The organism is Bacterioplanoides sp. (genome assembly GCF_965219715.1).
Lineage (GTDB): Bacteria > Pseudomonadota > Gammaproteobacteria > Pseudomonadales > Oceanobacteraceae > Bacterioplanoides.
The window spans coordinates 4,172,033-4,197,270 of sequence record NZ_OZ244785.1 but is presented as its reverse complement, the minus strand read 5'-3'; the positions used below and the strand labels follow the sequence as shown (position 1 = coordinate 4,197,270).

General features: G+C 49.3%; 20 protein-coding genes. 9 read left to right on the top strand and 11 right to left on the bottom strand.

Annotation, left to right across the window (positions count from 1 at the left end; translation table 11 throughout):
- Window positions 1-54: 54 nt before the first annotated feature.
- Genes rmuC through rpe form a run of 4 tightly spaced genes read right to left on the bottom strand, consistent with a single transcriptional unit; the run spans window position 55 to window position 3,699 of the window.
- The gene (gene rmuC, locus ACOQOZ_RS19460) at window positions 55-1,710 is read right to left on the bottom strand and encodes a DNA recombination protein RmuC (RefSeq protein WP_420589814.1); all 1,656 of its coding nucleotides are present in this window, start codon (window positions 1,708-1,710) and stop codon (window positions 55-57) included.
- Window positions 1,711-1,721: 11 nt separating this feature from the next.
- Complete coding sequence (locus ACOQOZ_RS19455) at window positions 1,722-2,276, bottom strand: hypothetical protein (protein WP_420589813.1); 555 nt, start codon at window positions 2,274-2,276, stop codon at window positions 1,722-1,724.
- Window positions 2,277-2,307: 31 nt separating this feature from the next.
- Window positions 2,308-3,018: a phosphoglycolate phosphatase gene (locus ACOQOZ_RS19450; RefSeq protein ID WP_420589812.1), complete on the bottom strand. Its 711-nt coding sequence runs from the start codon at window positions 3,016-3,018 to the stop codon at window positions 2,308-2,310.
- A gap of 3 nt (window positions 3,019-3,021) precedes the next feature.
- Complete coding sequence (rpe, locus tag ACOQOZ_RS19445) at window positions 3,022-3,699, bottom strand: ribulose-phosphate 3-epimerase (RefSeq protein ID WP_420589811.1); 678 nt, start codon at window positions 3,697-3,699, stop codon at window positions 3,022-3,024.
- Window positions 3,700-3,839: 140 nt separating this feature from the next.
- Between rpe and ACOQOZ_RS19440 the strand changes: the two genes are divergently transcribed.
- The 3 genes from ACOQOZ_RS19440 to ACOQOZ_RS19430 all read left to right on the top strand — a co-directional run bounded on the left by ACOQOZ_RS19440 (window position 3,840) and on the right by ACOQOZ_RS19430 (window position 6,534).
- Window positions 3,840-5,093: a DUF3530 family protein gene (locus ACOQOZ_RS19440; protein ID WP_420589810.1), complete on the top strand. Its 1,254-nt coding sequence runs from the start codon at window positions 3,840-3,842 to the stop codon at window positions 5,091-5,093.
- A gap of 95 nt (window positions 5,094-5,188) precedes the next feature.
- Entirely contained in the window at window positions 5,189-5,773 is a 585-nt protein-coding gene (locus tag ACOQOZ_RS19435; protein ID WP_420589809.1) for a hypothetical protein, read from the top strand.
- A gap of 26 nt (window positions 5,774-5,799) precedes the next feature.
- Window positions 5,800-6,534 carry an MBL fold metallo-hydrolase gene (locus ACOQOZ_RS19430; RefSeq protein WP_420589808.1) on the top strand — a complete coding sequence of 245 codons (735 nt, stop codon included), beginning with the start codon at window positions 5,800-5,802 and terminating at the stop codon, window positions 6,532-6,534.
- A gap of 27 nt (window positions 6,535-6,561) precedes the next feature.
- On the opposite strand, the gene ACOQOZ_RS19425 is transcribed toward ACOQOZ_RS19430, so the two are convergent.
- The gene (locus ACOQOZ_RS19425; RefSeq protein ID WP_420589807.1) at window positions 6,562-7,137 is read right to left on the bottom strand and encodes a hypothetical protein; all 576 of its coding nucleotides are present in this window, start codon (window positions 7,135-7,137) and stop codon (window positions 6,562-6,564) included.
- An 80-nt stretch (window positions 7,138-7,217) separates the two neighbouring features.
- On the opposite strand from ACOQOZ_RS19425, the gene ACOQOZ_RS19420 reads away from it, so the two are divergent.
- Window positions 7,218-8,855, top strand: a complete 1,638-nt coding sequence (locus ACOQOZ_RS19420; RefSeq protein ID WP_420589806.1) for a metallophosphoesterase — start codon at window positions 7,218-7,220, stop codon at window positions 8,853-8,855.
- 67 nt (window positions 8,856-8,922) lie between these two features.
- On the opposite strand, the gene ACOQOZ_RS19415 is transcribed toward ACOQOZ_RS19420, so the two are convergent.
- The 4 genes from ACOQOZ_RS19415 to ACOQOZ_RS19400 form a co-directional block, all read right to left on the bottom strand.
- Window positions 8,923-9,384 (bottom strand): DUF4124 domain-containing protein, encoded by a 462-nt coding sequence (locus ACOQOZ_RS19415; RefSeq protein WP_420589805.1) that lies wholly within the window; start codon window positions 9,382-9,384, stop codon window positions 8,923-8,925.
- A 78-nt stretch (window positions 9,385-9,462) separates the two neighbouring features.
- Entirely contained in the window at window positions 9,463-11,904 is a 2,442-nt protein-coding gene (locus tag ACOQOZ_RS19410; protein ID WP_420589804.1) for a xylulose 5-phosphate 3-epimerase, read from the bottom strand.
- Window positions 11,901-12,830, bottom strand: a complete 930-nt coding sequence (locus ACOQOZ_RS19405) for a ribose-phosphate diphosphokinase (protein WP_420589803.1) — start codon at window positions 12,828-12,830, stop codon at window positions 11,901-11,903. Before ACOQOZ_RS19405 ends, ACOQOZ_RS19410 begins: the two co-directional genes overlap by 4 nt.
- Window positions 12,830-14,347, bottom strand: coding sequence for a thymidine phosphorylase family protein (locus tag ACOQOZ_RS19400; RefSeq protein ID WP_420589802.1), 1,518 nt, complete (start codon window positions 14,345-14,347; stop codon window positions 12,830-12,832). The genes ACOQOZ_RS19405 and ACOQOZ_RS19400 overlap by 1 nt, the downstream gene beginning before the upstream one ends.
- A gap of 150 nt (window positions 14,348-14,497) precedes the next feature.
- Between ACOQOZ_RS19400 and ACOQOZ_RS19395 the strand changes: the two genes are divergently transcribed.
- Window positions 14,498-15,868, top strand: coding sequence for an MBL fold metallo-hydrolase (locus ACOQOZ_RS19395; RefSeq protein WP_420589801.1), 1,371 nt, complete (start codon window positions 14,498-14,500; stop codon window positions 15,866-15,868).
- A 17-nt stretch (window positions 15,869-15,885) separates the two neighbouring features.
- On the opposite strand, the gene ACOQOZ_RS19390 is transcribed toward ACOQOZ_RS19395, so the two are convergent.
- Together ACOQOZ_RS19390 and ffh are read right to left on the bottom strand one after the other, a co-directional pair.
- Window positions 15,886-17,682, bottom strand: a complete 1,797-nt coding sequence (locus ACOQOZ_RS19390; RefSeq protein ID WP_420589800.1) for a sensor histidine kinase — start codon at window positions 17,680-17,682, stop codon at window positions 15,886-15,888.
- Between the two features lie 323 nt (window positions 17,683-18,005).
- Entirely contained in the window at window positions 18,006-19,418 is a 1,413-nt protein-coding gene (ffh, locus tag ACOQOZ_RS19385) for a signal recognition particle protein (RefSeq protein ID WP_420589799.1), read from the bottom strand.
- Window positions 19,419-19,613: 195 nt separating this feature from the next.
- On the opposite strand from ffh, the gene ACOQOZ_RS19380 reads away from it, so the two are divergent.
- From ACOQOZ_RS19380 to ACOQOZ_RS19365, 4 genes are all read left to right on the top strand, one after another.
- Window positions 19,614-20,414 carry a cytochrome C assembly family protein gene (locus ACOQOZ_RS19380; RefSeq protein ID WP_420589798.1) on the top strand — a complete coding sequence of 267 codons (801 nt, stop codon included), beginning with the start codon at window positions 19,614-19,616 and terminating at the stop codon, window positions 20,412-20,414.
- A 220-nt stretch (window positions 20,415-20,634) separates the two neighbouring features.
- Window positions 20,635-21,927 (top strand): HlyC/CorC family transporter, encoded by a 1,293-nt coding sequence (locus ACOQOZ_RS19375; RefSeq protein WP_420589797.1) that lies wholly within the window; start codon window positions 20,635-20,637, stop codon window positions 21,925-21,927.
- A 118-nt stretch (window positions 21,928-22,045) separates the two neighbouring features.
- A complete protein-coding gene (gene metG / locus ACOQOZ_RS19370; RefSeq protein ID WP_420589796.1) occupies window positions 22,046-24,163 on the top strand; it encodes a methionine--tRNA ligase in 2,118 nt (705 codons plus the stop codon).
- 216 nt (window positions 24,164-24,379) lie between these two features.
- Window positions 24,380-25,237 (top strand): TraB/GumN family protein, encoded by an 858-nt coding sequence (locus tag ACOQOZ_RS19365; RefSeq protein WP_420589795.1) that lies wholly within the window; start codon window positions 24,380-24,382, stop codon window positions 25,235-25,237.
- Window position 25,238 lies beyond the last annotated feature (1 nt).

The following is a 25,238-nucleotide window of genomic DNA, read 5'->3' as shown; positions in this document are numbered from 1 at the left end:
AGACTTGACTAGAGAGTAGCAATTATCGAACCAAATTTCTGACGTACGGCCGATTCAGTCGCTAAGTAAGCTTTCCTGCTTAGGAGATGGGCTTTCTGCGGCTTGCAACCCCGAGTCTGTCGCCAGTGCTTCATGCAGCTCAGCTTCGGCATTGGCTTCCTCGACCAGGTTACGTGCCAATTCTTTTTTAACCCGCACGCCAAGTTTCTGGAAGTTATCCGCACGACTTAACAAGTTACCGCGCCCCTGCTTAAGCGACTTCCAGGCATCATCGTAGGTGCCCTGAGCGGTATTCAGCTGTTTACCAAGCTTCTCCATATAGTCGACCAGGCTCACGACCTTCTCGTACACCAAGCGTGCCTGATCGGCGATTTTCTCGGTGTTGCGATTTCGTCGCTCGATGGCCCAAAGACTGGCAACCGTTCTCAAGGTCGCCAACAACGTTGTTGGCGTCACAACCACAATGCGACGCTCAAATGCCTCGTTAAACAACTGCTCGTCCTGCTGGAAAGCCGCCATAAACGCCGGCTCAATAGGCATAAACAGGAAAACAAAATCCGGAGAATTCAGGCCTTCCAATTGCTGATAGGCTTTTTCGCTGAGGCTTTTAATATGGATTCTCACCGACTCAACGTGACGCTTCAGTGCTGCCTCACGTTGTTCGTCGGTTTCGGCATTCACCGACTCACTGTAAGCCGTCAGCGACACTTTGGAGTCGACGATAATATGCTTGCCTTCCGGCAGGTTGATGATCACGTCCGGGCGATAACGCTGACCGCTGTCATCATGGTGACTTTGCTCGCGCACGTATTCTTCGCCAGCGCGCAGTCCGGAGCGCTCCAGTACGGTTTCCAGCACCATCTCGCCCCAGTTACCCTGTACTTTTTGTTCGCCACGCAATGCCGTGGTCAAAGCCTGAGCTTCACTGCTCATTTGTTGATTCAGCTTATGCAACTCGGTGATCTGGGTTCGCAAGGTTGCCCGATCTTTAGCGTCGTGCAGGTGTACGTCTTCAACTTTTTTGCGCAAGCCATCGAGTTGCTGACGGAATGGGTTGAGCAGAGCATCCAGCCCTTGTTTTTGCTGCTCAGTCTGCTGCTTGTTTTGTTCGTTAAATTGCTGAGTCTTCTGTTCCAGTACTTTCTGAGAAAGCAGTTCAAACTCTTTTAATAACTGCTCTTTGTTCTCCTGCAGCAGCTGCAGTTTCTCTTCGTTGTGCTGCTGTTGCTGCTGACGTGACTGCTGCTCTGTGGCCAACTGAGTTTCCAGCTCCGCACGCTGTTGCTGCTGAGTTTCCAACTGGCTTTTGCTGGCCGACAGCTCTTGCTGCAACGTCTCATGTTGACGCTGCAATGCCTCAGAGCGCTCTTGCCAACGCGTACCATCCAGCTGTTGTTGCTGCAGCTGCTGGCGAAGTGATTGCTCACTGTTGCGCTGTTGCTGAAGCTCTTGCTGGAGTTGGTGAATATCTTGTTGCCATTGCTGCTGTTGTTGCTGCAACTGCTGTTGCTCGAGTTCCTGCTGTTGTTTTAACAGTTCTGACTGCTGCTCGAGCGCTACCACCTTCTGTTCTGATTCCAGCTGTTGCTGCAATAGATCGGCTTCAGCCAGCTTCGACTTGTGGTTAACAACCAGCGCGGTTACCGCAACGCTTGATACCACCAGCAGCGAGGTAAAAATAATCAGATAATTCAGACTCAGCTCAAACATACAATTTCGGCTCAAAAACGATTGCGGATACCCGCGATAAGACTGCCAGATGTCACTTCATCAAATCGGGTACGGGAGAATTCAACGTAAAAAGACGCTTGTCCTTCACGACGGCTGTCGGAGGAGAACGCCAGGCCAATGGCACTGAGGTCGGAGCAACCGCTTTTTGCCCAGGGTTGAGCCAGACCAGTGATTGTCGCCGACCAGCAATGACCACCGTAACGAAAGTACGGCCCGGTTGGCAGACCTTTTAATGACAGCGGTAAATGCGCGACTAATTCCCAACCAGCGCTGAGGCCGTCAAAGTTAATCGAGTCTTCCGACTTATCATCTTTAACTACGCCCCAGCTGTATAACACCACACCACCACTGAGAAACGGTAGGAGCTGAACACCACTGCCCAGCTTCAGCACCCGGCTGGCCGCGGCATTGTCTTCCTCGTCATGCAACGATTGCACACCTAGGCCAATCGCGCCTTCCATATACACTGCCGGTTCGGCCAGGGTAGCCTGCCCTGCGAACAGCAACACGAGTATGCAGAAGAAGCGGCGCATCTGTTTATTCATCACTGCAGCCATAAACCCAAAATAAAAGTCATCAGACGGGAACAAGAGCCATCAGGTTATCAACCACCATATCCGGGCCGGACAAAGCGATATCGTCACCGTGGTTGTAGCCATATGGCACGGCAACACTGGCAATACCAGCCGCTTTAGCAGCGCCAATATCATGACGGGAATCCCCCACCATCAACGCATTTTCTGGCGACATAGCCAGTTTGCCACAGGCGAACAGCAGTGGCATGGGCGACGGCTTTTTCTCCGCCAGATCATCGCCACACAGCAGCAACTGAAACTGCCCCTGCCAGCCCAGCGACTCGACCAGTGGTTCGGTAAACAAGCGGGGTTTGTTGGTAATCAGTACTTTCGGAATGCCGGCCTCGGACAGGCGATCCAGTAATGTCTGTACGCCCGGGTAAACGCCGGTAGCGTGATGTAACGCTGAAAGGTAGGCACGATCGAATATCGCCCGATAAGGTGCAACCGCTTCAGCTTCTAAAGCATCCGCTGCAATGTCATCGCCATCACACAAAGCACGACGCACTAGCTTGTCAGCGCCATTACCAACCCAGTGACTGACGTTTTCCTGACCCGCTAGCGGCTTACCGGATTCCTGCAGCATAACGTCAACAGCAGCAGCCAGATCCGGCACACTGTTAATCAGCGTGCCATCAAGATCGAACAACACCAGCTCAGGGCCATTCTCCAGATGAGGGAACAGCGCCTGAATCTGTTCGTGCCAGCGCATCCGTTACTTAGCTTCCGCTGCCGCAATTTCTGCGCGCATCTGATCGATCACGGTTTTATAGTCCGGCGCATTAAAGATGGCCGAACCGGCAACAAACATGTCAGCACCCGCAGCGCGAATTTCGCCGATGTTATCGGCTTTTACACCGCCATCAATCTCCAGACGAATGTCATATCCCGACGCATCAATTTTGGCACGCGCTTCACGCAGCTTATCCAGGGTCGCCGGAATAAAAGATTGTCCACCAAAACCAGGGTTAACCGACATCAGTAATACGACATCGAGTTTATCCATGACATAGTCCATGTAATGCAGTGGCGTTGCCGGATTAAATACCAGGCCTGCTTTCAGACCAGCCGACTTAATCAGCTGCAAGCTGCGGTCGATATGATCAGAAGCTTCCGGATGGAACGTAATGTAGCTCGCACCAGCTTCGGCGAAGTCACCAATCATACGATCAACCGGGCTCACCATAAGGTGGACGTCAATCGGAGCCGTTACGCCATGATCGCGCAGCGCCTTACATACCATAGGACCAATCGTCAGGTTAGGAACATAGTGATTATCCATCACATCAAAGTGAACCACATCGGCACCAGCGGCCAGAACGTTATCAACCTCTTCACCTAAACGGGCAAAGTCAGCGGACAAAATAGAAGGGGCGATCAAACAATCTTTCATGAGCGAATCCGGTAATGTCGGTCTTAATTATCAGGTTCGCATTGTACGTGTTGCGCCGGGTGATTGCAGCAAGACGCCATGGTCAGATGGGTACATCTTTTGCTTTTGTCAGAAAACCGCATTTATCACAGGCCTGCACTATGCCATTTCCGTCAAACTTCAGCGTCGCATTGTTGCTGTTTACCTTTTTATTGACGCCACTGACCGTCATCGCAGAAGACGAAGCCACAAGCAGCACTCAAACAGAGGCAAGCGACACAACAGAAACAACGACGGAAGGCTCTGCCAACGATGCACAAAGCGACGAACAACAAGACTCCAGCAATGAAACAACCGTCGTTATCGAACGCAGTTCACCACAACCCGACATCAACCGACATTCATCGGTGATTAACCACCTCAGCCTCTACCAGCGCCAACGTGAAGTGGTGCAGCTGGTAGCCGGAGATACACCTTTTCATGGCTTGTTTTTACAGGAAACCGCTGGCAGACCTCAGGGTGGAATTTTGATTCTGCATGATAACCAGCAACACAGTCACTGGCCGGCAGTAACCGGGCCATTGCGCGAATATTTACCGGATTACGGCTGGGCAACGCTGGCGATTGAATTACCGGATCAGCCATCAGCTTTGTTACCACCCCGCCCGTCTTATGATGCTCAGTCAGACAGTGATGCCGACCAGGCTGAACAAACACCGGAAGATACAGAACCAAACCAGGCCGGTGACAACTCAGAAGAAACAACGCTGGTTGCAGAAGAAAGCGACGGCACAGGTATTGCCGCCAGCGGCAAAAGCGAACCGGCAGAAGAGCAAACCCTGACGGATAACGAACCGGCATTGCCACGTCTCACCGGCCTGCCAGAAGTAGCCAGTACCCAGCCAGACACAACAACCCCAGCACAAGACTCGAGCCAGACACCACAGCAGCGTTACCAGCAACAAATGCGTTTACGCCTGACCGCCGGGATTAATTATCTCAACAGTCGCGGTCAGTTTAATCTGGTCGTGATCGCCAACGGTACCAGCGCTTCCTGGGCAATCGATTTTCTCAATAACCAACAACAGCTAAAGCTGGCCGATGATCAGGATTTACGTGGTCTGGCGCTTATATTGGTCGATCCGGTGCAAAATACCGATAACCAGCTTTATCTGGAACAGCAACTGCAGCAGTTAGAAATTCCGGTTCTCGATCTGGTGACTGAATTAAATACTCTGAATCCGGCCGATAACAAACGCAGGGCGGGCATGATGAGACATCGTCAGCGTAACAGTTATCGCCAGATTTATGTCGATGGTCCGGATCTGTCCAGCCAACAACACCAGGCGCTGAAACGTCGGGTACGTGGCTGGCTGAAAACCAATGCAGCAGGTACCGAGCTACCGACTTCATAAAATCGGCGATACAGCAGCAAGCTGGTAAAAGCCTTCTATACTTGATCAGTAAAAATGGACCGGCAAAACGACGGATTCCACAACAGGAAAAGCAGATGAGTACGCCGATATTTGTAACAGCAGCCAGCATCGCTGCTGAATTACACCAAGCCATGCTGGAAGCAAAAGGCCTGGCATTAACCGCCAAAAACGCCCGGGCACTGGCTGTTCGCGCTGGCTCAAAAACCGTTGGCTTTAAAGCCATCACCCATTTTATTGATGAATTGGCTTCCGACATCATCAGACAATCTCAATACATTAACGGTGTGTCCGAAAAATTATCGCAGCAAGCTGTGTCTCTGTGGCGCTCGTCCATGGCGGCCGATAAGTTCCATTGGATTGCCCAGCAACACAGTGAACACTGTCAGTCTCTCAATGGCGCTATGGAAGCCTGCTTCGCCGAAAATGAACAATTAGCGCAAAACTTACAGCGCGGTTTGCGTGAGCTGGAGCAACAGCTGGAGGAAGGCGATAAACACATTCGTACCGCCAATCTGATTGCTACCTCCAGTAAAGTAGAAGCCTCTTCCGCCGAGGAATTTCGCGGCCAGCTGGAAGTGATCGCAAATAATATTACCGACACCGCCGATAAAATTCGTGCACACCTGAGCAAAGCCCGCAGCCTGCTAAGCCAGCGCTAGCACCTCATCAGAAAAAGGACCCCGCTATGTTAGCGACTACGATTTATGAAGATGGCGATCATCGCTGGATTATGTTTGGCCGCGATCCTGATAAAGCCGAAGGTATTATCGATACCAACCAATATCTGATTCAGAGTGGCAATCAGGCGATTTTGCTCGATCCAGGTGGCATTGAGTTATTCGCCCCCATGCTCTCTGCGGTTTTAAAGTTTGTTCCGGCAGAACAGATCACCCATCTGTTTGCCTCCCACCAGGACCCTGACATTATTTCGTCGCTGGGTTTATGGGATCAGGCATTGCCTAACGCTAAACTGTATTCCCCCTGGTTATGGGAGAGCTTTATTCGTCATTTTGGTATGGAGCGAATTGAATATTGCGCTATTCCTGATGAAGGCCTGACCTTAACCCTGAATAAAATTCAGCTGAATTTTGTTCCGGCCCATTACCTGCATTCATCCGGTAATTTCCACGTTTATGACCCGAAAGCCAAAATTCTGATGAGTGGTGACGTTGGTGCTGCACTTGAGCCGGTTGATGCGCCTCTGTGGGTCGATAATATGAGCAGCCATTCGCAGAAGATGCGTAAATTCCACCAACGCTGGATGCCATCAAACGAGGCAAAACTCGATTGGGTACGCCGGGTGAGAAATCTGGATATTGATATTATGGCCCCACAACACGGTCGACTGTTTAAGCCACCTTATGTTGGTGAATTTCTCGATTGGTTTGAACAACTTCCTGTCGGGGTTGCCATTAAATAACGCGCTGTTTCAGGCCGTTAGTTACTACTAGCGGCCTGAGAAAACCTCCTCGTATACTCGGTTTAGCTCACGCGCATAAACCTGATCGTAGCTCTCTCCTGGCAATAAACTCCGCTCAACAACCGCTGGCAAATCTTTGAGTTGGGCCTGATACCGGCGATATTTTTCTTCTGCGGCAAACTCCCGGTTCTCAGTCAAAGCAGCTGGCAGCAAAGCTGAATCAAATTCCTCAACGCGCCAAAAGATATTGATGGCCAGTTTCAGTTCCTGACTGACAACACAACCTTTTTCCTGATAATGAAGCATAACGTCATTGATAAAAGCGGGCTGCTGATCTTTCGGTATCGCTTTCAGCTGCGACTCCAGGTCCTGCCATACACCTGCCGCAGTTTGACAAGCGGTTGCAATTTTTTCTTTAACTGCGAAGTCAGGTACAGCTTCCAGAACAGCCGCTTTAAGCAGGCCTTCCGCCGATGCGGCCTTTTCCTCCGGAGAAAAGAAATCTGACGCAATCCAGGTCGTACAAAGGAACATTACGAGCCAAGTGAACATCTGAGCTTTTTTCGATATAGACACGGCCTGTTTTTGCCCGAGAAATTTCAATTACTGAGTTACCATCATGCTACTTTATTCTCACAATAATAAATAACCCAAAACCAACAACGTATTATAAGAAACTCGCTATGACTCTGAAAAAAACGCTATTGCTACCAGCACTTCTGGCTGCCGCATTTAATGCTCACAGCTTCTCGTTTTATAACGACCTCAAAGATCAGTCGTATTATGTCGATATTGATGGCTCGTCTGATTTTAAACAAACCGTTAATCCGGGTAACGCTAAATCTTGTCATTGGTCAAATACCGACTGTAATCCCGGTGGCGATCGCTATCAGGTACTGACCGCCAACATTAAAATCGACAGTCTGGATTTTCGCTGTAAGGTTAATTTCCAGGCTGGCGGCCATGTACGGGTACGTTACAGTGAAGGGTATCTGCAATGTCACGGTTATAACGTTAATGGCAGTAGCCGCGAAGTTAATCCGGTTCAGGTCAGTAATAACCAGCGCAATGTGCGCTTTTTGGCAACTGCAGATCCTCAATACGACAACGGCAACCACCCAAGAAATCAGGTAGCGAATACCACTCTGTCAGTCATGGCCGATATGATTAAATCCGCCAGTGATATTCGTGGCTTAATGATTGCCGGTGATTTAACCCAGAATTCACGTAAAGACGAGCGCGAATTTTTCGAGAATGCGACCTGGCGTATCCGTGACTACCTGTACGAAGGCATGGGTAACCATGATGATGAAGATCCAACCTGGTATCAGCGATTAGCCTGCCCATTACTCAGCTCCTGTGTCTCTCCGGGTGACATCATGGATTCGATCAATCATCAAAGAAACAATCTGCTGCAAAAAGAGCAGCGTGATGGTGGCTTATATTCATGGGACTGGCAGGATGTACACGTGGTACAACTCGGTACTTTTATCGCCAATGAGCCGCGCCCTAATACCTCAAGCGATAGATTCGAGCATATCAGTCCGTACAACAGTCTGAATTTCCTGAAAAACGATTTAAGAGAGCATGTAGGTAACAGTGGTCGTCCGGTTATTCTGATGTCTCATTATGGCTTTGATGGATTTTCAAACGGTTGGTGGACGGCCGGGCAACGCCTGAAGATGTGGGAAGCAATTGACGGTTATAACGTCGTGGCTATTTTTTCTGGCCACAGCCATCGTTATCCGACCAGCCAGTGGCATTTCACCGTTCCACGCCCATCCGGTACAAACAAAGGTCCTGCTTCAATATTAAATGTTGTAGCCGGTGCCGCTCTGTTTAAAGCTTTTGTTGATGTCGATATTGACGGCGACAATATGACCATTAAACGCATGACGTTTAACAGCAGCAATCAGCCTTATTCGGTGGGATCAACCACTCTGAATATTGCCAGTGGCTATCAGGTAAGCGAAGCATTAATGCAATATCAGAACAAAGATAATAATCGCTGTATTCATCGTTCAGGCAATCAGGTGGCAGTGAGCGACTGTGCCAATGCCGATAAATGGCTACACGAAGAAGGTAGTGAGCACATTCGTCATATCGAATCGGGCTTATGCTTATACACCAGTGGTGGTAATCGTCTGACAGGATTAACTAATTGCTCCAATGCGACGAACCAGAAGTGGTATTGGAGCGGCGAGCAAATCAAAAACCGCCAATTCAACCAATGCCTGGATTTATTCCGCAACGAAGGCAAAGCCGGAGTATGGGGATGCCACGGAAACAACAATCAGAAATGGCGTCGTAAATTACGTTAATTGAATACAACAAGAGCCCGGTTCGGGCTCTTGTTTTTCAGATGAATCCGTAAAATTTCATACAAATTCAGAGACAGTCTTCCGGCGCTTCAACGTCCTTACATTTTTCATAAGCCGCCGCTTTTAATGAGCCATTGGCATTGCGGTATTGATTAAAACATTCAGCACTTTCGTGATAGCGCTTCAGCCGCGCCTCACAACTTTTATCATTGGTCTGTTTACGTTTCTTTTTTTCTGTTGCCGCTTGCTCTGCCGCCTTTCTTTTTTCACGCAGCTCTGCTTGTTGGGTCTGGTGACGATAGTCATATTCTTCCGCCAATGCTTTTGTACGGGATGCTGCACTGGCAGCTTCAGCCTGTTGCTCTCGGGTTGGTTGCGCGGCCTGCTTCACAGGCACTGCCTGTTGCTGATATTCCACCGGTACAGCGTCACCAAAGTGCTGCTTGCCGTCTTTATCAACCCACTTGTACATTTCTGCACTGGCTGTGGCAGCCAGCAATCCAACAACCACCAGTGTTAACCGCAACATACGCTCTACTCACTCTTTGAACCTGCTATCTCCATTAATTTATCCCGGACAGAAGGTGAAGCCAAGCCATCCAGTCTGTTACGCCTGCACCTCTGGCGGATAAGGATGTCGAATTACGTCGTACGGATCTCCCTGACCACAAATTGCGGCCCATTCTTCCGCGCTTAACCAGTCGGTAGGTTCGACTCCGGCAAGCTTCGCCAGCGCTGCCAGTGCATCTGCCCAGGTACAACGATTGGCGAATAACAGACCATCAGCGTCAAGTGTGCCACCTTGATTGACGTAACCCAGAGCAATACTGCGTTGTGGCCCAAGATCAAGCATACGTGCGTGTCCCAGCACAACTTCTGGCCGGGTATGACACATAAACACCCGCTGCTGTACCCGTGCCGGAAACAGAGTTTCCATCACCGAAGACGGCGCCATGATCTCAGCCTCATAACCATCCCGCGGCGCGCGGAAGCGTCCTGGCTCCAATAAATAAATTAACGAATGAGCGACACCTTTTTCTTTTAATCGATCGCTGGCTTTTAAGGCTTGTTGTAACTGGTAAGCACCACAAGCAACCAGCTGTAAATCAGCTCCACAATGACCACGAACACATACGGCACCATCATGAATCAGTGCTTCCGCCTGTCTGGCATCAAATACCTGAGGCATTACCGACTTCGGCGCGACAATATTCCAGACAACACCAAGATCGCCATAACAGGCTTTGAGACACGCCATGGCGGAATTACCATCCGCCGGGAACACCACCCGCGACATATCAGCCATTTCTCCCATCAGGCTCTCAGCCAGACTCGGGTCCTGATGGCTCTGTTCATTTTTACCGTTTTCCCAAACGTGGGAAGTAGAAACAATTGGAAGACCCAGCCAGGGCGCAGGTTCACCCACTTCTTTCTGATGGCGCGAAAAAATAATTGCCTGGCGAATGGCTCCTAACATTTTGGTGGCAAACGCTTCGTACGACACCACAATGTTAATACCACTCTGATTAGCCAGACAGGCGCTGACAATTGCTTCTTCATTCAACGCGGTAATGACCTTGCCGTCGAGAGACTCAGCAACCCCCTCTTCAGGATCCGTTACACGGTGTTTTAATAAATCCAGAGTCTGGCTCATCCGGTTAGAACGTAACTCATCCGGGTTACCCACCCGAACTTTTAATTCCGGATTTACTTCCACCAGGTCGACAAAATAATTATCGATGGCCGCCATCGGTGCAATGGCATCACTTTGCCACTGAGGATCCTGACGATTAATCGTTACAGCAACCGGTAACATGGGGACCTTAGGCTGAGTCAGTAACTGTACCGCCGACTGCCAGTGTTCCTGCGGTTGCCACAAGGCTTTTGCACCCGCATGGAAAAAACTTAATGCATCACTATCGCGACGAGGATTACTGCCTAGCGGCAAACCGTGTGCCGCATTGGTTCCGGCACCGGGGAAACCATAACCTTTAACGGTCTCAGCAATACAATACGGTAACGGCACCGGATAACAGGCTTCACCATTTTCGACCGCGTCACCTGCATGCTGTAAATGCTGTTCCATAAAATAAATGGCACACACAAAGGCTGCCGGATCTTGTCCATCAATTACAAACGGAGCAAAGCCCTGATGTTTCAGATGATCGATAAACCAGTCACTACCGCCCTGCTGTGCAACCGTAGTTCGTTGATCAATACGTCGGCCATTAGCAATCATAATCGGACTGACCAGGCCCGAGTCCTGAGCACGCCACCAACGTGCCGCCCAATCACTGCCGCGTTGTTCTTCAAATGCCCCGTCACTTAAAAATGCCACCAGGCGCTCGCCAGCTTGTGGCATATGCACGTATTGCAGGCCAGCAAAACCTAAATAACCACCCTCTATTTTTGCTCCGGCGGTATTAGGATTTACGTGAGAACCCAGCGGCGATAACGGTTTGCCATCCGGACGAACACGATAGTTATAAAAATCCTGAACAAAGTGACTGAGCCCAAGGTCGGTTAACGGATATTCTTTTTTCCGATCCGCTAATGCCGTTCCGGTTAATAGCTGTAATGCATCCACTGCGGCCACACAGTGACCCTGACCCATTAACCAATCACGATGAATACCGGTGATACTGTTTACCGCCAGATAAGCAGCATAGGCGGGCACCATATTTAATGATCCGCCGGTATGCCCCTGAGGGTCGCGCTTAAAATCTTCCGGTGCCAAATCTCGACCATCAAGAAACACATGTTTGGCATAGGTCATATGCACCACCAGCCACATCGCCTGGTTGGTCAGCTGATCCAGTGCACGCAGCTTCTGATAACATTCGGCTTTATTATTAATTCCGGCTTCTTCCAGTGCCGTAGCTAACTCAAAAACCTGCAGTTGAGTTGTCGCCTGGTGTTTTATAACACCTTCGCCTTCAGCCCAACTGGCAAAGTCTTTATCGAATTCGCGATGCTGGCGCGCCTGTGCTTCAATTTCCTGCTGCTGAAAACGCTCGTGTTGTTGCATAAAGTGCAAACTTAAACTCATAGTGCAGGCTCCACAGGTTGCGACTCACATTCCAGAACCAGTTCTAAAATAGCCGGAGTTAATAAATAGCTGATATCAATTTGATTGGTTTGGTGCGGAATACAATTACAGGTCTGAATATCGGCAATTGGCCCCTGCTGCATTTCACTCAGTGCGCCCTCAGCAAATACAGCATGCACACCAATACATAAAGGTTGATTCAAACCCTGTTTTTTCAGTTCTTCTGCGGTACGCAACATGGTGCGCCCGGTGGAGATAATGTCATCAACCATTACGGGCAGATGGTGCTGATATTTTTCAACATCCGGAATATGAATAGCAACATCACGATCTCCACTGCGGGTTTTGGTTAATACCAAGTGTTCGCAGCCAGCTGCACGAGCAACGGTTTCAGCCCATTGCTCACTTTCTTCATCCGGCCCAACAACCAATAATTTTTGCTGCGGATTTTTTTCCGCCAGTTTTTTCAGGTATTCACCAATAATCCGGGTAGCGTGTAAAGTTCGTGTAGGAATCGAATAAATTTCATTTAAATGATGATAACGGTGCAGATGTGGATCAATAGTCACCAGATAATCAAATGCGTCACTGATTAATTCAGCAAAATATTTGGAGGTTAAACATTCCCCCGGCTGAAAACGAATATCCTGGCGCATATACGCAAGATACGGCGCCACCAAACCAACACGCCTGGCTCCCATATCCTTAAGGTGGCGTGCCATAAATAACAATCCCATGGCTTTATCATTGGGTTGGTGCAAATGACACAAAACCACTACATCTTCGCCGCGCACATCAGCAGGCAAATTAAAATAGTGTTCACCATCGGGAAAATGTCGGCTTTCCAGTGGCAGAACGTCAGCTTGCAATGCCTTTGACATCGCCTTAGCTAATTGCTGGTGACCATCCAGACACAGAATCAACATCAGACCAGTTCCTCTTCAATGCGGACAACGTCTGTATGTCCATCCAGAAAATCCAACGCATAAGCCAGCTCACCAGCCGCTTCTGCGTATAACGTAAACAGTGCGTCGCCAGGCTTTACTCTGTCACCAAGACGAACATGAATATCGAGTCCGGCTGCCGCGGCATTTGGAGCACCAGCCAGTGACGCCAGGCGTGCAATAAAACGATTATTGAAATAGGCCACGACCCCGTTTTTTTCGGCACGCACACAGTGATTAAATTGCGCAACTGGCGGTTTATTAAATCCGCCCTGAGCTTCACAAATAGCCCGGAACTTTTTCATCGCCAGGCCACTCAGCAACGTTTTTTCAGCCAGTTCATAGCCTTTTCCGGTCTGCGCTTTATCCGCCATTTCCAGCATCTCACCCGCCAGCAACAAGGATTTTTGGCGTAAATCCTGTGGTGCATCGGCTTCGTTGGCCAGTACTTGTAATACATCCCGGGCTTCAAGCGCGGGGCCAATACCACGGCCGACCGGTTGACTGCCATCGGTAATCACAGTGCGGACATCCAGCCCCAGTGCTGCTCCGGTTTGCTCCAGCAAGCCGCGCAGCTTATGCGCCATTTCATCGGAACGGACTTTGGCGGTGGGTCCAACCGGAATATCAATCAACACCTGGCGCGAACCGGCAGCAACCTTCTTCGAAATAACCGACGCCACCAGCTGGCCTTCACTATCCAGATCCAGGGCTCGTTCAACACGGATAACAATATCGTCGGTTGGACTAAGCGATACGGAACCGCCCCAGGCAAGACATGCTCCCTGCTGCTCAACCACTTTGCGCATCTGATCGAATTCCAGCTGCACCGGAGTCATGGTTTCCATGGTGTCGGCGGTTCCGGCAGGAGAGGTAATTGCACGACTCGACGTCTTCGGCATGGTCAGGTCGTTAGCAGCCACAATGACGGTAACAATGGGTGTTGTGCGATTACCCGGCAAACCACCAACACAATGTTTATCGAGGACCTTTTCTTTACCCCAATCAAAGCGCTGACCGCTGGCGACCATCGCCTGAGTTATCGCAATGGTTTCATCAAGATTCAGACGATCTCCGGCGCAAGCAGTCACAAATGCAGACAACTGAATGTCACTAAAGCGGCCACTTTTAATATCATTAATAACCGCCGCCGCAGAAGCTGCGTTTAACCGCTCGCCGTATAATTTTCCCCGGACAAACGACATCGAATCGACGGGCAATGCATGATGAAAGCGAGCCTCACAACCCTCTTCCGGCTCCCCCAACAAGCGCCACGCCGCTTCTGATAATCCGGCTTGCTGATGAGACAAGAGGTCGTTTGAAACCAGCGCTAGCGTCGCAATCGTACGGTATTCACCGGCATGCACCTCAACCCGGCTCTGAGCATTAAAACCTTCGGCAATGGCGACGTGACAATCCTGGCGCATGTACACCACCGGTTCCTGGTGTGTATCAACGCCAAGACGTTTTAATTTAAGGAAATCAAAAGTTGCTTGCATGGCTGCTCTGATCGTCAATGAATCTATATTTGCAACACAGTGTAGAAAGCCTGAGACGGGAATGTATTGCCGTAAATCAACGAGACGCGAGACTTAATCTTCTAAGCTCATCAGGTAATCTTCTGATGGAATAGCCAGGGAGTAACCATTATGCAGGCCCCGTTTCAGGTTCAGTTTATTGGCGCAACCGGTACCGTAACCGGCTCTAAATATCTGCTGAAGTACGATCGTTATAAAATACTGATCGATTGTGGATTATTTCAGGGAATCAAGAATGTTCGCCGTCGCAACTGGAGCGATCTACCCTTCTCCGCCAGCGATATCAATGCCGTATTGTTGACCCATGCCCATATCGATCACTCTGGTTATTTACCGGCTTTGATGAAACGCGGATATCACGGGCCGATTCATTGCTCCGATGCAACCAAAGCACTTTGCAAAGTATTATTGCCCGATGCCGGTTTCTTACAGGAGGAAGATGCAAAATACGCCAACAAAAAACGCTTTTCCAAACACGAACCAGCCGAAGCGTTGTATACCGAAGAAGACGCACGCAAAGTCCTGAAGCAATTTAAATCTCTGCCTTTTCATCAAAAACTGGAATTGCCGGGTGGCATGACAGCGGAGTTTTTTCCGGTTGGTCATATTCTTGGGGCCAGTGCAATCCGACTGGAGTATCGGGGTAAAAGCATCACCTTTACTGGTGATGTCGGGCGCAGCAATGACGTCGTGATGTATCCACCAGAGCCACTGCCACAAACCGATTACCTGGTGGTGGAATCAACCTACGGCGACCGCTTGCATGAAGAAACAGATGAGGAAGCCGTTATTGCAGATGTCGTAAACCGCACAGCACAGCGCGGCGGTATTGTCCTGGTGCCAGCGTTTGCTGTAGGTCGTGCCCAAATGGTTTTACACGTACTGCAAAAACTCCGGGCACAAAATCGCATACCTCATATGCCAATTTACCTGAACAGCCCGATGGCGATTAAAGCCACCGAAATCTTTTACGACTTACATGACCTGCATAAACTCAATAAAGAAGACTGCGAAAAAATTGATTCAATGACCCACTACGTAAAAACTGTGGAAGAATCGATAGAGCTGAATGGCAGGAAATACCCGTCTGTCATTATTTCTGCCAGTGGTATGGCCAGTGGTGGTCGTGTTTTACACCATCTGAAAACCCTCGTTGGCGACCCCAGAAACAGCATTCTGTTTCTTGGATATCAGGCCGCAGGCACCCGTGGTGATGCTATGACGCATGGTGCTGAACGCATAAAAATTCACGGGTTGTATTTCCCGATCAAAGCCGAGGTCCATAACCTCACCGCTCTATCCAGCCACGGCGACTACCGTGAGATTCTCGATTGGCTGAAAGACATGCCGGGCAAGCCAAAAAAAGTATTTGTGACGCACGGCGAGAGCTCGGCGGCAGACTGCATGCGCTTACATATTCAGGACGAATTAGGCTGGCATGCAACGGTCCCAGAGTATCTGGATTGTGAGATTCTGAATTAACCGCTGCACAGTGTTATCTAAGAGCGATCATTTTTCACTGCGAAAAATGATCGTAAATCAGAACGCAACAACGGTTTTCTGATTACCTTAGTCTTGTTCTTTAATACTTGCGGAACATGTTGACCGGGCCATAACAACAGAGACAACTGAATATCATGGCTTAACTGAGCCAAGGGAATCAGTACCTCATCATCAAGGCTGGCATCAACAATCAAATGACTGACTTCAGTTTGTTTGTTGATAACCTCTTCTACAGACGAGAACGGCTCAACATGGGCTGAGCCCAACTCATATTCCAGCCACTGCTGATTAAAATCACTTAACGAACAATATCCGATGTGAAGCTCAGAACTAATGGCAACACGATTGATTACTTCGTCACCAACCGCTGGAACATCCACCGAAAAAGCAAACACTGAACCACTGCTGTCAGAGTGCTGCAACCTCAGTTCACCTTTCATTAACTCGCAGATTTTTTGCGCGATGGATAAGCCCAAACCGCTGCCGTCATGGGTACGGGAGTGAGAAGTATCCAACTGGTGGAATATTTCGAAAATTTCCTGCTGTTTGCTTGGAGGTATACCGATGCCACTGTCCTGTACTTCAGCAGTCAGGCGATTATCTTTCCAGGCTAGCGTCACTTTTACGCCACCGACGCTGGTAAACTTTAACGCGTTGGCAATCAGGTTGATTAACACCTGACGAAAACGTACAACATCAACCGAAATCGTTGCCGGCAAATCGCTGGCCAGATGAAACACCAGATCCAATCGTTTGGCACCAATCTGAGAGCCGAACATTTTGCTGATTTCTTCAATCAACGAAAGCGTATCCACAGGTTCGGGATGAAGCACTAATCCATTGGCCTCAATAGCTGCAGTATCGAGAATCTGATTCACAGTATCGAGCAATACCAGTGCACTTTGTCCAGCCCAGTTAACGTATTCGTCCTGCTCTTCGCTTAGAGGTGTATCAAGTAACAACTGATTCACACCGAGAATACCGTTAATTGGCGTTCGTAACTCGTGGCTCATATTGGATAAAAACTGACTTTTAACCCGGCTGGCCGCTTCTGCAGCACTGGTTGCCTGCTTCAGTTCTTCTTCAAGAATTTTCGCCTGATCAATATCCTGCTGTAACTTGCTATTCAGACCGCGTAACTCACGGTTCATTTCGGAGTAAGTCTTGTGGTACGCCCAGATCAGTGGAGCAACAATAAATGCTAATAGCAGACTCAGTCCGAAAACATACAACATATCGTCGACCAAAGCCTGTTCGATCACGGTGATATCCATATCAGCCGCCGCGACATAAGGTAATCCGGAAGGAGATGTCATCGGCATTAAAATAGTACGGAATAAACCCCAGCGGTCGCCTGCAGTAACGTACATAGGCTCAGTCGCCGTCATTGCATCAAAGTATTTTTGATCGCCTTCCGGGTAGCCGGTCCAATATGTAACTACCTGACCCCTTTTGACATCGTCTTCGGTGTAGTTACAGCTGGTGAAATAGATCTGACCATCAACCATGACATAACTGTAGATATAGGTCATATCCGCACTTTTAGCATGACTGGTTAATAATTCGAGATTATGAAGATCCTGCTCTTCTGAAATGGCATCTGCCGAACGGGCAATATCATGAAAGTCTTTCGGCAGAATCTCACTGAGGTTACTCGCAGCCGCCAGCAAGCGAGCATCAATATCTTCCAGGTAGCGCTGCTTTTCGAACAGATAACTTGCAAAGGCAACAATGGCAATGCCTACCAGGTAAATCAATACCGCAGCAACCAGCCTTCTGGAGGGCGCTTCCATTTTCACTCCTTGTTAACGATCGCTCGAATGTTATAAAAATATTGCATCAATCATAGTTTGTTATTTATTTGCAGCAACTGTTTTTACAGAATGATCAGTACTGATATCACCATATAACCAGCCAGCTGAATACAGACATTCTGATGTCTGCTTAGTAAATAAAACCCACCGATAATATTTACCGGATAAATCGTAACTTTTGATGGTAAATCATTATCTGGATTTACCAACGAAATCACATTTCGTATTCACGTATCCAGAAACAAAAAACGCCCGTTGCATGGCAACAGGCGTTTTGTGATCAGAAGCGACTGCGATAAAGCTTAACGCATCATAGGTGGCATTCCACCAGGCGGCATACCACCACCTGGGCCACCCATTCCGCCAGGGCCGCCCATGCTACCCATAGCACGCATCATTTTGCGCATGCCGCCTTTGGCAGTGACTTTTTTCATCATCTTCTGCATTTGTTTGTGCTGTTTCAGCAGACGATTGATATCCTGAATCTGAGTACCAGAACCACGGGCAATACGCTTTTTACGTGAACCGTTAATTTTGTCTGGGAAACGACGCTCATCCGGGGTCATGGAATAAATAATCGATTCCATTTGTTTAAACTGACCTTCAGCTGCGTCAGTCTGTTTGCCCATCGCACCTAAATTACCCATGCCAGGTAATTTATCCAGCATACCTGTCAGGCCACCCATCTTTTTCATTTGTTGCATCTGGTCGAGGAAATCTTCCAGATCGAAGCCTTTGCCTTTTTTAATCTTCTGAGCCAGCTTGTCGGCTTTGCTCTTATCGATTTTACGTTCGGCTTCTTCAATCAGGGTAAGAATGTCACCCATGTCCAGAATACGGGAAGCAACACGATCCGGGTGGAATGGCTCCAGGGCATCGGTCTTTTCGCCAATACCCATAAATTTGATTGGCTTACCAGTAATCTGACGAACCGATAACGCAGCACCACCACGAGCATCACCGTCCGCTTTGGTTAAAACGACACCGGTTAATGGCAGAGCGTCATTAAAAGCTTTGGCAGTATTAGCAGCATCCTGACCTGTCATGGCATCGACCACAAACAGGGTTTCAGCTGGATTGATGGCTGCGTTTAACGCCTGGATCTCAGCCATCATGGCTTCGTCAACGGCCAGACGACCGGCGGTATCCACCAGCAGCACATCCGCTTGAGCACGCTTCGCCGCTTCAATAGCACCGTTGGCGATATCGATTGGCTTCTCATCCGCGGTAGAAGGATGGAACAAGGCGCCCACTTCGCCCGCCAGTGTTTCCAGCTGTTTGATGGCCGCCGGACGGTAAACGTCAGCAGAAACCACCATCACCTTTTTCTTTTCACGTTCCGCCAGGAACTTGGCCAGCTTACCCACGGTGGTGGTTTTACCGGCCCCCTGTAGACCGGCCATTAATACGACGGCAGGTGGCTGAACTGCCAGGTTCAGAGCTTCGTTCGACGAGCCCATAACTGACTGCAGTTCGTCGTGAACAATCTTCAGGAAGGCCTGGCCCGGGTTCAGGCTTTGCAGAACGTCAGCACCGATGGCGCGTTCTTTTACCTGATTGGTAAATTCCTTAACAACCGGCAGCGCAACGTCCGCTTCCAGTAACGCCATACGTACTTCGCGCATGGTGCCTTTAATGTTTTCTTCGGTTAACTTGGCCTGGCCGGTGATACTTTTTAACGCACCGCCCAGGCGATCGGTAAGGCTCTCAAACATCGTCGATGACTCAAATACAGATAAAAATTGCCGCCAGTATAGCCCGAGCCTGCCTTGATCCCCAACAGTCAGGCTATGAAAAAGCGCGACAAGGTGATGATTTCAAATATAAAAAGTGCGACACTCCGTTGCTTTAGCCTGTACACCTTCGTTCTGTTCAATCTGTTCATCTGAACGAAGCCATGAGGAAGTGATATGTCAGGACTTGCCCTGGCGCTGCCCGCCGCCGCGTTTTATTTGTTCAGCGCCTTTCGTCAATGGTTAACCGTTAGTGGTAAACAGCCAGCCAATCGTGGTCTGGTACTGGCCGCGGCAATGGTTGCTGCGCTGCTGCACCTTGGCTATCTCGGTACCGATATGCTGGTTGGCCAGCACATTAATTTTGCTTTCTTTGAAGTCGGCTCGCTGATCAGCTGGGTAATCACTCTGCTATTGCTGTTCTCAAGCTGGCGCAAACCCATCGATAACCTGCTGATTGGTTTATTGCCAATGGCTGCCATTATTTTGTTGTCAGCCTCGCTGTCCGATCAGCAAGTGCCTCTGGATAAAGTCAGCTACGGTCTGGCCTGGCACATCTTATTAGCCATTCTGGCGTACAGTGTTTTCACCATTGCTGCGGTGCAATCAGTATTGCTTTACCTGCAAGACCAGAGTCTGAAGAAACATCATTTCCGTGGCTTAGTGCAGAACCTGCCGCCGCTACAAACTATGGATCTGCTGCTGTTTGAAATGATCTGGCTCGGCATGATTCTGCTGACTGCCGCCTTTGTTATTGGCATGCCCAGCGTCATCGACCTGAAAGCCCAGTTTCTGATTCACAAAGTCGCGTTTGCAGTGATTGGCTGGTTGGTGTTCGCGACCTTGCTGTTTGGTCGTTATCAGTTTGGCTGGCGAGGTGTCACTGCAAGTCGCTGGACCATTATTGGTACCGGCTTCCTGATTCTGTCGTACTTTGGTTCAAAGTTTGTTGTAGAAGTCCTGCTGGGTAAGGGCTGAAACGAAAAAGATTCCTTGCTTTGCAAAGCAGCAACAGGATGTTGCGGTAGCTCAGCAGGTACAGGGATGTACCTTCTGAGCGGCGGCTGAAAAGTAAGGTTTCTTTGAAGTGCTGCCCTGTGAATTATCCCAGGCCATTGACACCACACCGCTCCTGCCTATGATGGGCACATATCAGTAACCCTTTTTTACAACCACTCCATAACGACAGGACCCCGTCTTGAACGACGTTCCCTTAAGTGTGCTTTTCGGCATACTGGCTCTTCTCCTTGTTTTCTCAGGATTTTTCTCCAGCTCTGAAACCGGCATGATGTCGCTCAACCGCTATCGGCTGCGCCATCTGGCAAAGAATGACCACAAAGGTGCCAAACGTGCCTCCAAGTTACTGGAAAAACCCGACCGCCTGATAGGCACCATTCTTACCGGTAATAACCTGGTTAACTTCGCCGCTGCGGCACTAGCAACTATTATCAGCCAGCGTTTGTGGCCGGATAACCCGGATCTGGCGGTGTTTGTAAATACCATTCTGTTTACCCTGGTCGTTCTGATTTTTGCCGAACTGACACCGAAAACTCTGGCAGCCATTGCGCCAGAAAAAATTGCCTTCCCTGCGTCTCCGATTCTGGCAGGTTTGCAGTGGATTCTTTACCCCTTTGTCTGGTTCGTAAACACCATTGCCAATGCATTACTGAAGCTTGGCCGGGTTGATGTGAATAACCCTACGCCAGACAACTTATCCACCGAAGAACTGCGCACTGTGGTACGTGAAGCTGGCTCCATGATTCCGCAACGCCACCAGCACATGCTACTGAGCATTCTGGACATGGAAAAGATGATGGTAAATGACATCATGGTGCCGCGTAACGAAGTCTATGGCATCGATCTGGATGAAGATCTCGACACCATTCGTAAGCAACTGGAAGGCACTCAGCATACCCGTATCCCGGTGTATCGCAGTGAGCTGAATGAAGTAGTGGGCATTCTGCATACCCGTAATATCAGCCGCTTCCTCGCATCCGGCGGATATATGAAAGAAGAACTGGAAAGTGTTGTGCGTGAGCCTTACTTCATTCCGGAAAGTACGCCACTGCATACCCAGTTGTTTAACTTTCAGAAAAACCAGCGTCGCATGGCTCTGGTAGTCAATGAATACGGCGATGTTCAGGGCATCTGTACACTGGAAGACATCCTGGAAGAAATTGTTGGTGAGTTCACCACCGACGTTGCCACTGCCAGCTCTCCGGATGTTAAACCGATGAAGGATGGTTCCTTTATTGTTGATGGCACCGCGTTTGTTCGCGACGTCAACAAAACCATGGTCTGGTCACTACCCACCGATGGCCCAAAAACCATCAGCGGCATGTTAGTTGAAACGATGGAGCATATTCCGGAAAGCCCGGTGTGTGTGCAGATCGACAACTATCGCTTCGAAACCCTGCAGGTTAAAGACAACACCATTAAAGTGGTGCGGGTTACCTTGGTGCCTGGCAGCAAACCCAAAGCCGACGACTGACCTCCAACAACCGGAGTTCCGACCGTTACATAATAACCACAGGAACTCCGGTTGAACTGCAACCACTCCCCCTCGTACAATGTCGCCCTTTCTTTTTCAGCGCATAGATACGAGTCTCATGACAGATCAATCAAGCAACAACCGCAAAATTCTGGTTACCAGTGCCCTGCCGTACGCCAACGGCTCTATTCACCTGGGCCATTTGCTGGAATATATCCAAACTGATATCTGGGTTCGCTTCCAGAAATCCCGTGGCAACCAGTGTACATACGTCTGCGCTGACGATGCCCACGGTACTGCGATTATGTTGCGTGCAGAAAAAGAAGGCATCAGCCCGGAAGAGCAGATCGCCAAAGTAAAAGCCGAACACGAAACCGACTTTGCCGATTTCCAGATCGCCTTCGACAACTTCCATTCAACGCATTCGGAAGAAAACCGCGAGCTGAGCGCTGCTATCTACAAAGCTTGTCGCGACAAAGGTCATATCAACGTTCGCAAGATCAAGCAGCTGTACGATCCAAAGAAAGAGCTGTTCCTGGCAGACCGTTATGTCAAAGGCGAATGCCCGAAATGTGGCACTGAAGATCAGTACGGCGATAACTGCGAAAGCTGTGGTGCGACCTACAGCCCGGCAGACCTGAAGAACCCGTTCTCCACCATCTCTGGTGCAACACCGGTTGAAAAAGAATCTGAGCACTACTTCTTTAAACTGCCGGACTTCGACGGCTTCCTGAAAGAGTGGACTCGTTCCGGCACCTTACAAGACGAAGTGGCTAACAAGCTGGCTGAGTGGCTGGATGCTGGTCTGCAGGAATGGGATATCAGCCGTGATGCACCTTACTTCGGCTTTGAGATTCCGGATGCGCCAGGCAAATACTTCTATGTGTGGCTGGATGCACCGATTGGCTACATGGCCAGCTTCAAAAACCTGTGTGAGCGTCGTGACGATTTAGACTTCGACGAATACTGGAAGCCAGGTTCAGAAACCGAGGTTTACCACTTCATCGGTAAAGACATCATCAACTTCCACGCGCTGTTCTGGCCATCGATGCTGACCGCGGCAGAATACCGTACTCCGACTGCGGTTAACGCTCACGGTTTTGTCACGGTAAACGGTGCGAAGATGTCGAAGTCACGTGGCACCTTTATTAAGGCACGTACCTTCCTGAACCATTTAAGCCCAACCTACCTGCGTTATTACTTCGCAGCAAAACTGGGCGCCAGCGTTGATGACTTTGATCTGAACCTGGAAGATTTCGTACAGCGTGTTAACACTGACCTGGTGAACAAGCTGGTGAATATCGCCAGCCGTACCGCCAACTTCGTTAAAAAGTCTGGCGGCAAATTAAGCGACAACTGCGTTGAACAGGACATGGTTCAAAGCTTTATCGATCGCGGTGACGTTATTGCTGAACTGTACGAGCAGCGTGAATTCGGCAAAGCTATGAAAGAGATCATGACGCTGGCGGATCGTGCCAACGAATACATTCAGGAAAAAGCCCCGTGGGCAATGAACAAAGAAGAAGGCCGCGAGCAGGAAGTGCTGGAAGTTTGCTCCGTTGCCATCAACCTGTTCCGTCAGCTGATTACCTACCTGGCGCCTGTTCTGCCGGAAATCGCAGAAAAAACCAAAGCCTTCCTGAACCTGGAATCTCTGGATTGGGATGCACGCAGCACCATTTTGGTGGGTCACGAGATCAACAAATTTAAGCCAATGCTGGGCCGCGCTGAAATGGCCAAAGTAGAAGCCATTCTGGAAGAAACCAAAGAAGAGCTGGCCAAAGAAAACGGCGAAGCACCGGCGAAAACTGAAGCTAAAGCGGCTGAGAAGAAGCCTGCGAAAAAAGAGAAAAAGGCCAAGAAAAAAGGCCCTGAGCTGCGTGAAGACGGCAACGAAGTGATCGCGCCGGAAATCCAGTTCGATGATTTCGCAAAAGTTGATTTACGTGTCGCTAAAATCGTCAATGCACAACACGTTGAAGGCGCCGATAAGTTATTACAGCTGACGCTCGATATTGGTAATGGCGACGTGCGTAACGTTTTCTCTGGCATCAAGTCCGCTTACGCACCGGAAGACCTGATTGGCAGCCTGACCGTGATGATTGCTAACCTGGCCCCACGTAAGATGAAGTTTGGCATGTCTGAAGGTATGGTGCTGGCAGCGGGCCCGGGTGGAAAAGATATCTGGCTGTTGGAACCGGATGAAGGTGCTAAGCCAGGAATGCGAATTCTCTAAGGAATCCACAGAAGCCTGCAAAGGATATTTTTCAGCCGCACCCGCCGTAAGGCACATCCATGTGCCTGCGCCGGGCCCGCAACATCCTGTTGCTGCTTTTGAAAAACATCCATTACAAGCTTTCTACCTCCCCTAAAGGGGTAGAAGCAGTGACATCAAAACGCCCGAACAGTATGCTGTTCGGGCGTTTTTTTGTTTAAGCTGTGGTTTCCTGCAATGCGTTATTTACTCTGCCTCCTCCCGTTACTTGCCGCTCTTACTGCTCATGCAGAATCCTTTGTATGGAAAGTCAGCAAAGGAGCCAACCATATTTATCTTGGCGGCACCTTTCACTTATTAAAAGAAGAAGATTACCCACTGCCAAAAGAGTTTGAGCAAGCTTATGAGAAAGTGAACTGGCTGGTGTTTGAAACCGATATTGGCAAGTTGGAAACGGCTGAGTTTCAGCAACAATTTCAAGAAGCGTTTTTGTTACCCGAAGGCCAGACATTAAAATCCAGCCTGTCAGCGGAGGCATTTCGTAAATTAAAGAATTACTGCATGCTGAATGATATCGATATGCAACAATTTATGGCCTTTAAACCACAATTTATTACTCTGATTATTACCGTACAAGAATTGCAAAAATATGGCCTGACTGCTGAAGGCGTCGACAGCTACTTTTATAAAAAGGCAAAAACCGACGGCAAGTTAACCAGTCAGCTGGAGAGCATGCAGAGCCAGATTCAATATCTGGCGAACATGGCGCAGGGCAATGAAGACAATCTGATCGAACAAACTCTGGCCGATGCGCAGGAGCTGGAAGTTATGATGAATGGTATGCGCGATGCCTGGCGTACAGGAAATGAAGAGAAGCTCAATAAGCTCGGTAATGCACCCATGCTGACGGACTACCCTGCAATTTATCAAAGTCTGTTGGTTGAACGTAATAACAATTGGATGCCACGCATCAAAAATCTGATTAATCACCCTGAAGCCAAGTTTGTCTTAGTGGGTGCGTTACACCTGGCTGGCAAAGATGGCTTACTCAGTATGCTGGCCCGGCAGAATTACCAGATCGAACAATTACAATAAG

Coding starts and splice junctions, on each gene's coding strand:
- rmuC (WP_420589814.1), bottom strand. CDS start 1,710: ATGTTTGAGCTGAGTCTGAATTATCTGATTATTTTTACCTCGCTGCTG.
- ACOQOZ_RS19455 (WP_420589813.1), bottom strand. CDS start 2,276: ATGAATAAACAGATGCGCCGCTTCTTCTGCATACTCGTGTTGCTGTTC.
- ACOQOZ_RS19450 (WP_420589812.1), bottom strand. CDS start 3,018: ATGCGCTGGCACGAACAGATTCAGGCGCTGTTCCCTCATCTGGAGAAT.
- rpe (WP_420589811.1), bottom strand. CDS start 3,699: ATGAAAGATTGTTTGATCGCCCCTTCTATTTTGTCCGCTGACTTTGCC.
- ACOQOZ_RS19440 (WP_420589810.1), top strand. CDS start 3,840: ATGCCATTTCCGTCAAACTTCAGCGTCGCATTGTTGCTGTTTACCTTT.
- ACOQOZ_RS19435 (WP_420589809.1), top strand. CDS start 5,189: ATGAGTACGCCGATATTTGTAACAGCAGCCAGCATCGCTGCTGAATTA.
- ACOQOZ_RS19430 (WP_420589808.1), top strand. CDS start 5,800: ATGTTAGCGACTACGATTTATGAAGATGGCGATCATCGCTGGATTATG.
- ACOQOZ_RS19420 (WP_420589806.1), top strand. CDS start 7,218: ATGACTCTGAAAAAAACGCTATTGCTACCAGCACTTCTGGCTGCCGCA.
- ACOQOZ_RS19415 (WP_420589805.1), bottom strand. CDS start 9,384: ATGTTGCGGTTAACACTGGTGGTTGTTGGATTGCTGGCTGCCACAGCC.
- ACOQOZ_RS19410 (WP_420589804.1), bottom strand. CDS start 11,904: ATGAGTTTAAGTTTGCACTTTATGCAACAACACGAGCGTTTTCAGCAG.
- ACOQOZ_RS19405 (WP_420589803.1), bottom strand. CDS start 12,830: ATGTTGATTCTGTGTCTGGATGGTCACCAGCAATTAGCTAAGGCGATG.
- ACOQOZ_RS19400 (WP_420589802.1), bottom strand. CDS start 14,347: ATGCAAGCAACTTTTGATTTCCTTAAATTAAAACGTCTTGGCGTTGAT.
- ACOQOZ_RS19395 (WP_420589801.1), top strand. CDS start 14,498: ATGCAGGCCCCGTTTCAGGTTCAGTTTATTGGCGCAACCGGTACCGTA.
- ACOQOZ_RS19390 (WP_420589800.1), bottom strand. CDS start 17,682: ATGGAAGCGCCCTCCAGAAGGCTGGTTGCTGCGGTATTGATTTACCTG.
- ffh (WP_420589799.1), bottom strand. CDS start 19,418: ATGTTTGAGAGCCTTACCGATCGCCTGGGCGGTGCGTTAAAAAGTATC.
- ACOQOZ_RS19380 (WP_420589798.1), top strand. CDS start 19,614: ATGTCAGGACTTGCCCTGGCGCTGCCCGCCGCCGCGTTTTATTTGTTC.
- metG (WP_420589796.1), top strand. CDS start 22,046: ATGACAGATCAATCAAGCAACAACCGCAAAATTCTGGTTACCAGTGCC.
- ACOQOZ_RS19365 (WP_420589795.1), top strand. CDS start 24,380: ATGCGTTATTTACTCTGCCTCCTCCCGTTACTTGCCGCTCTTACTGCT.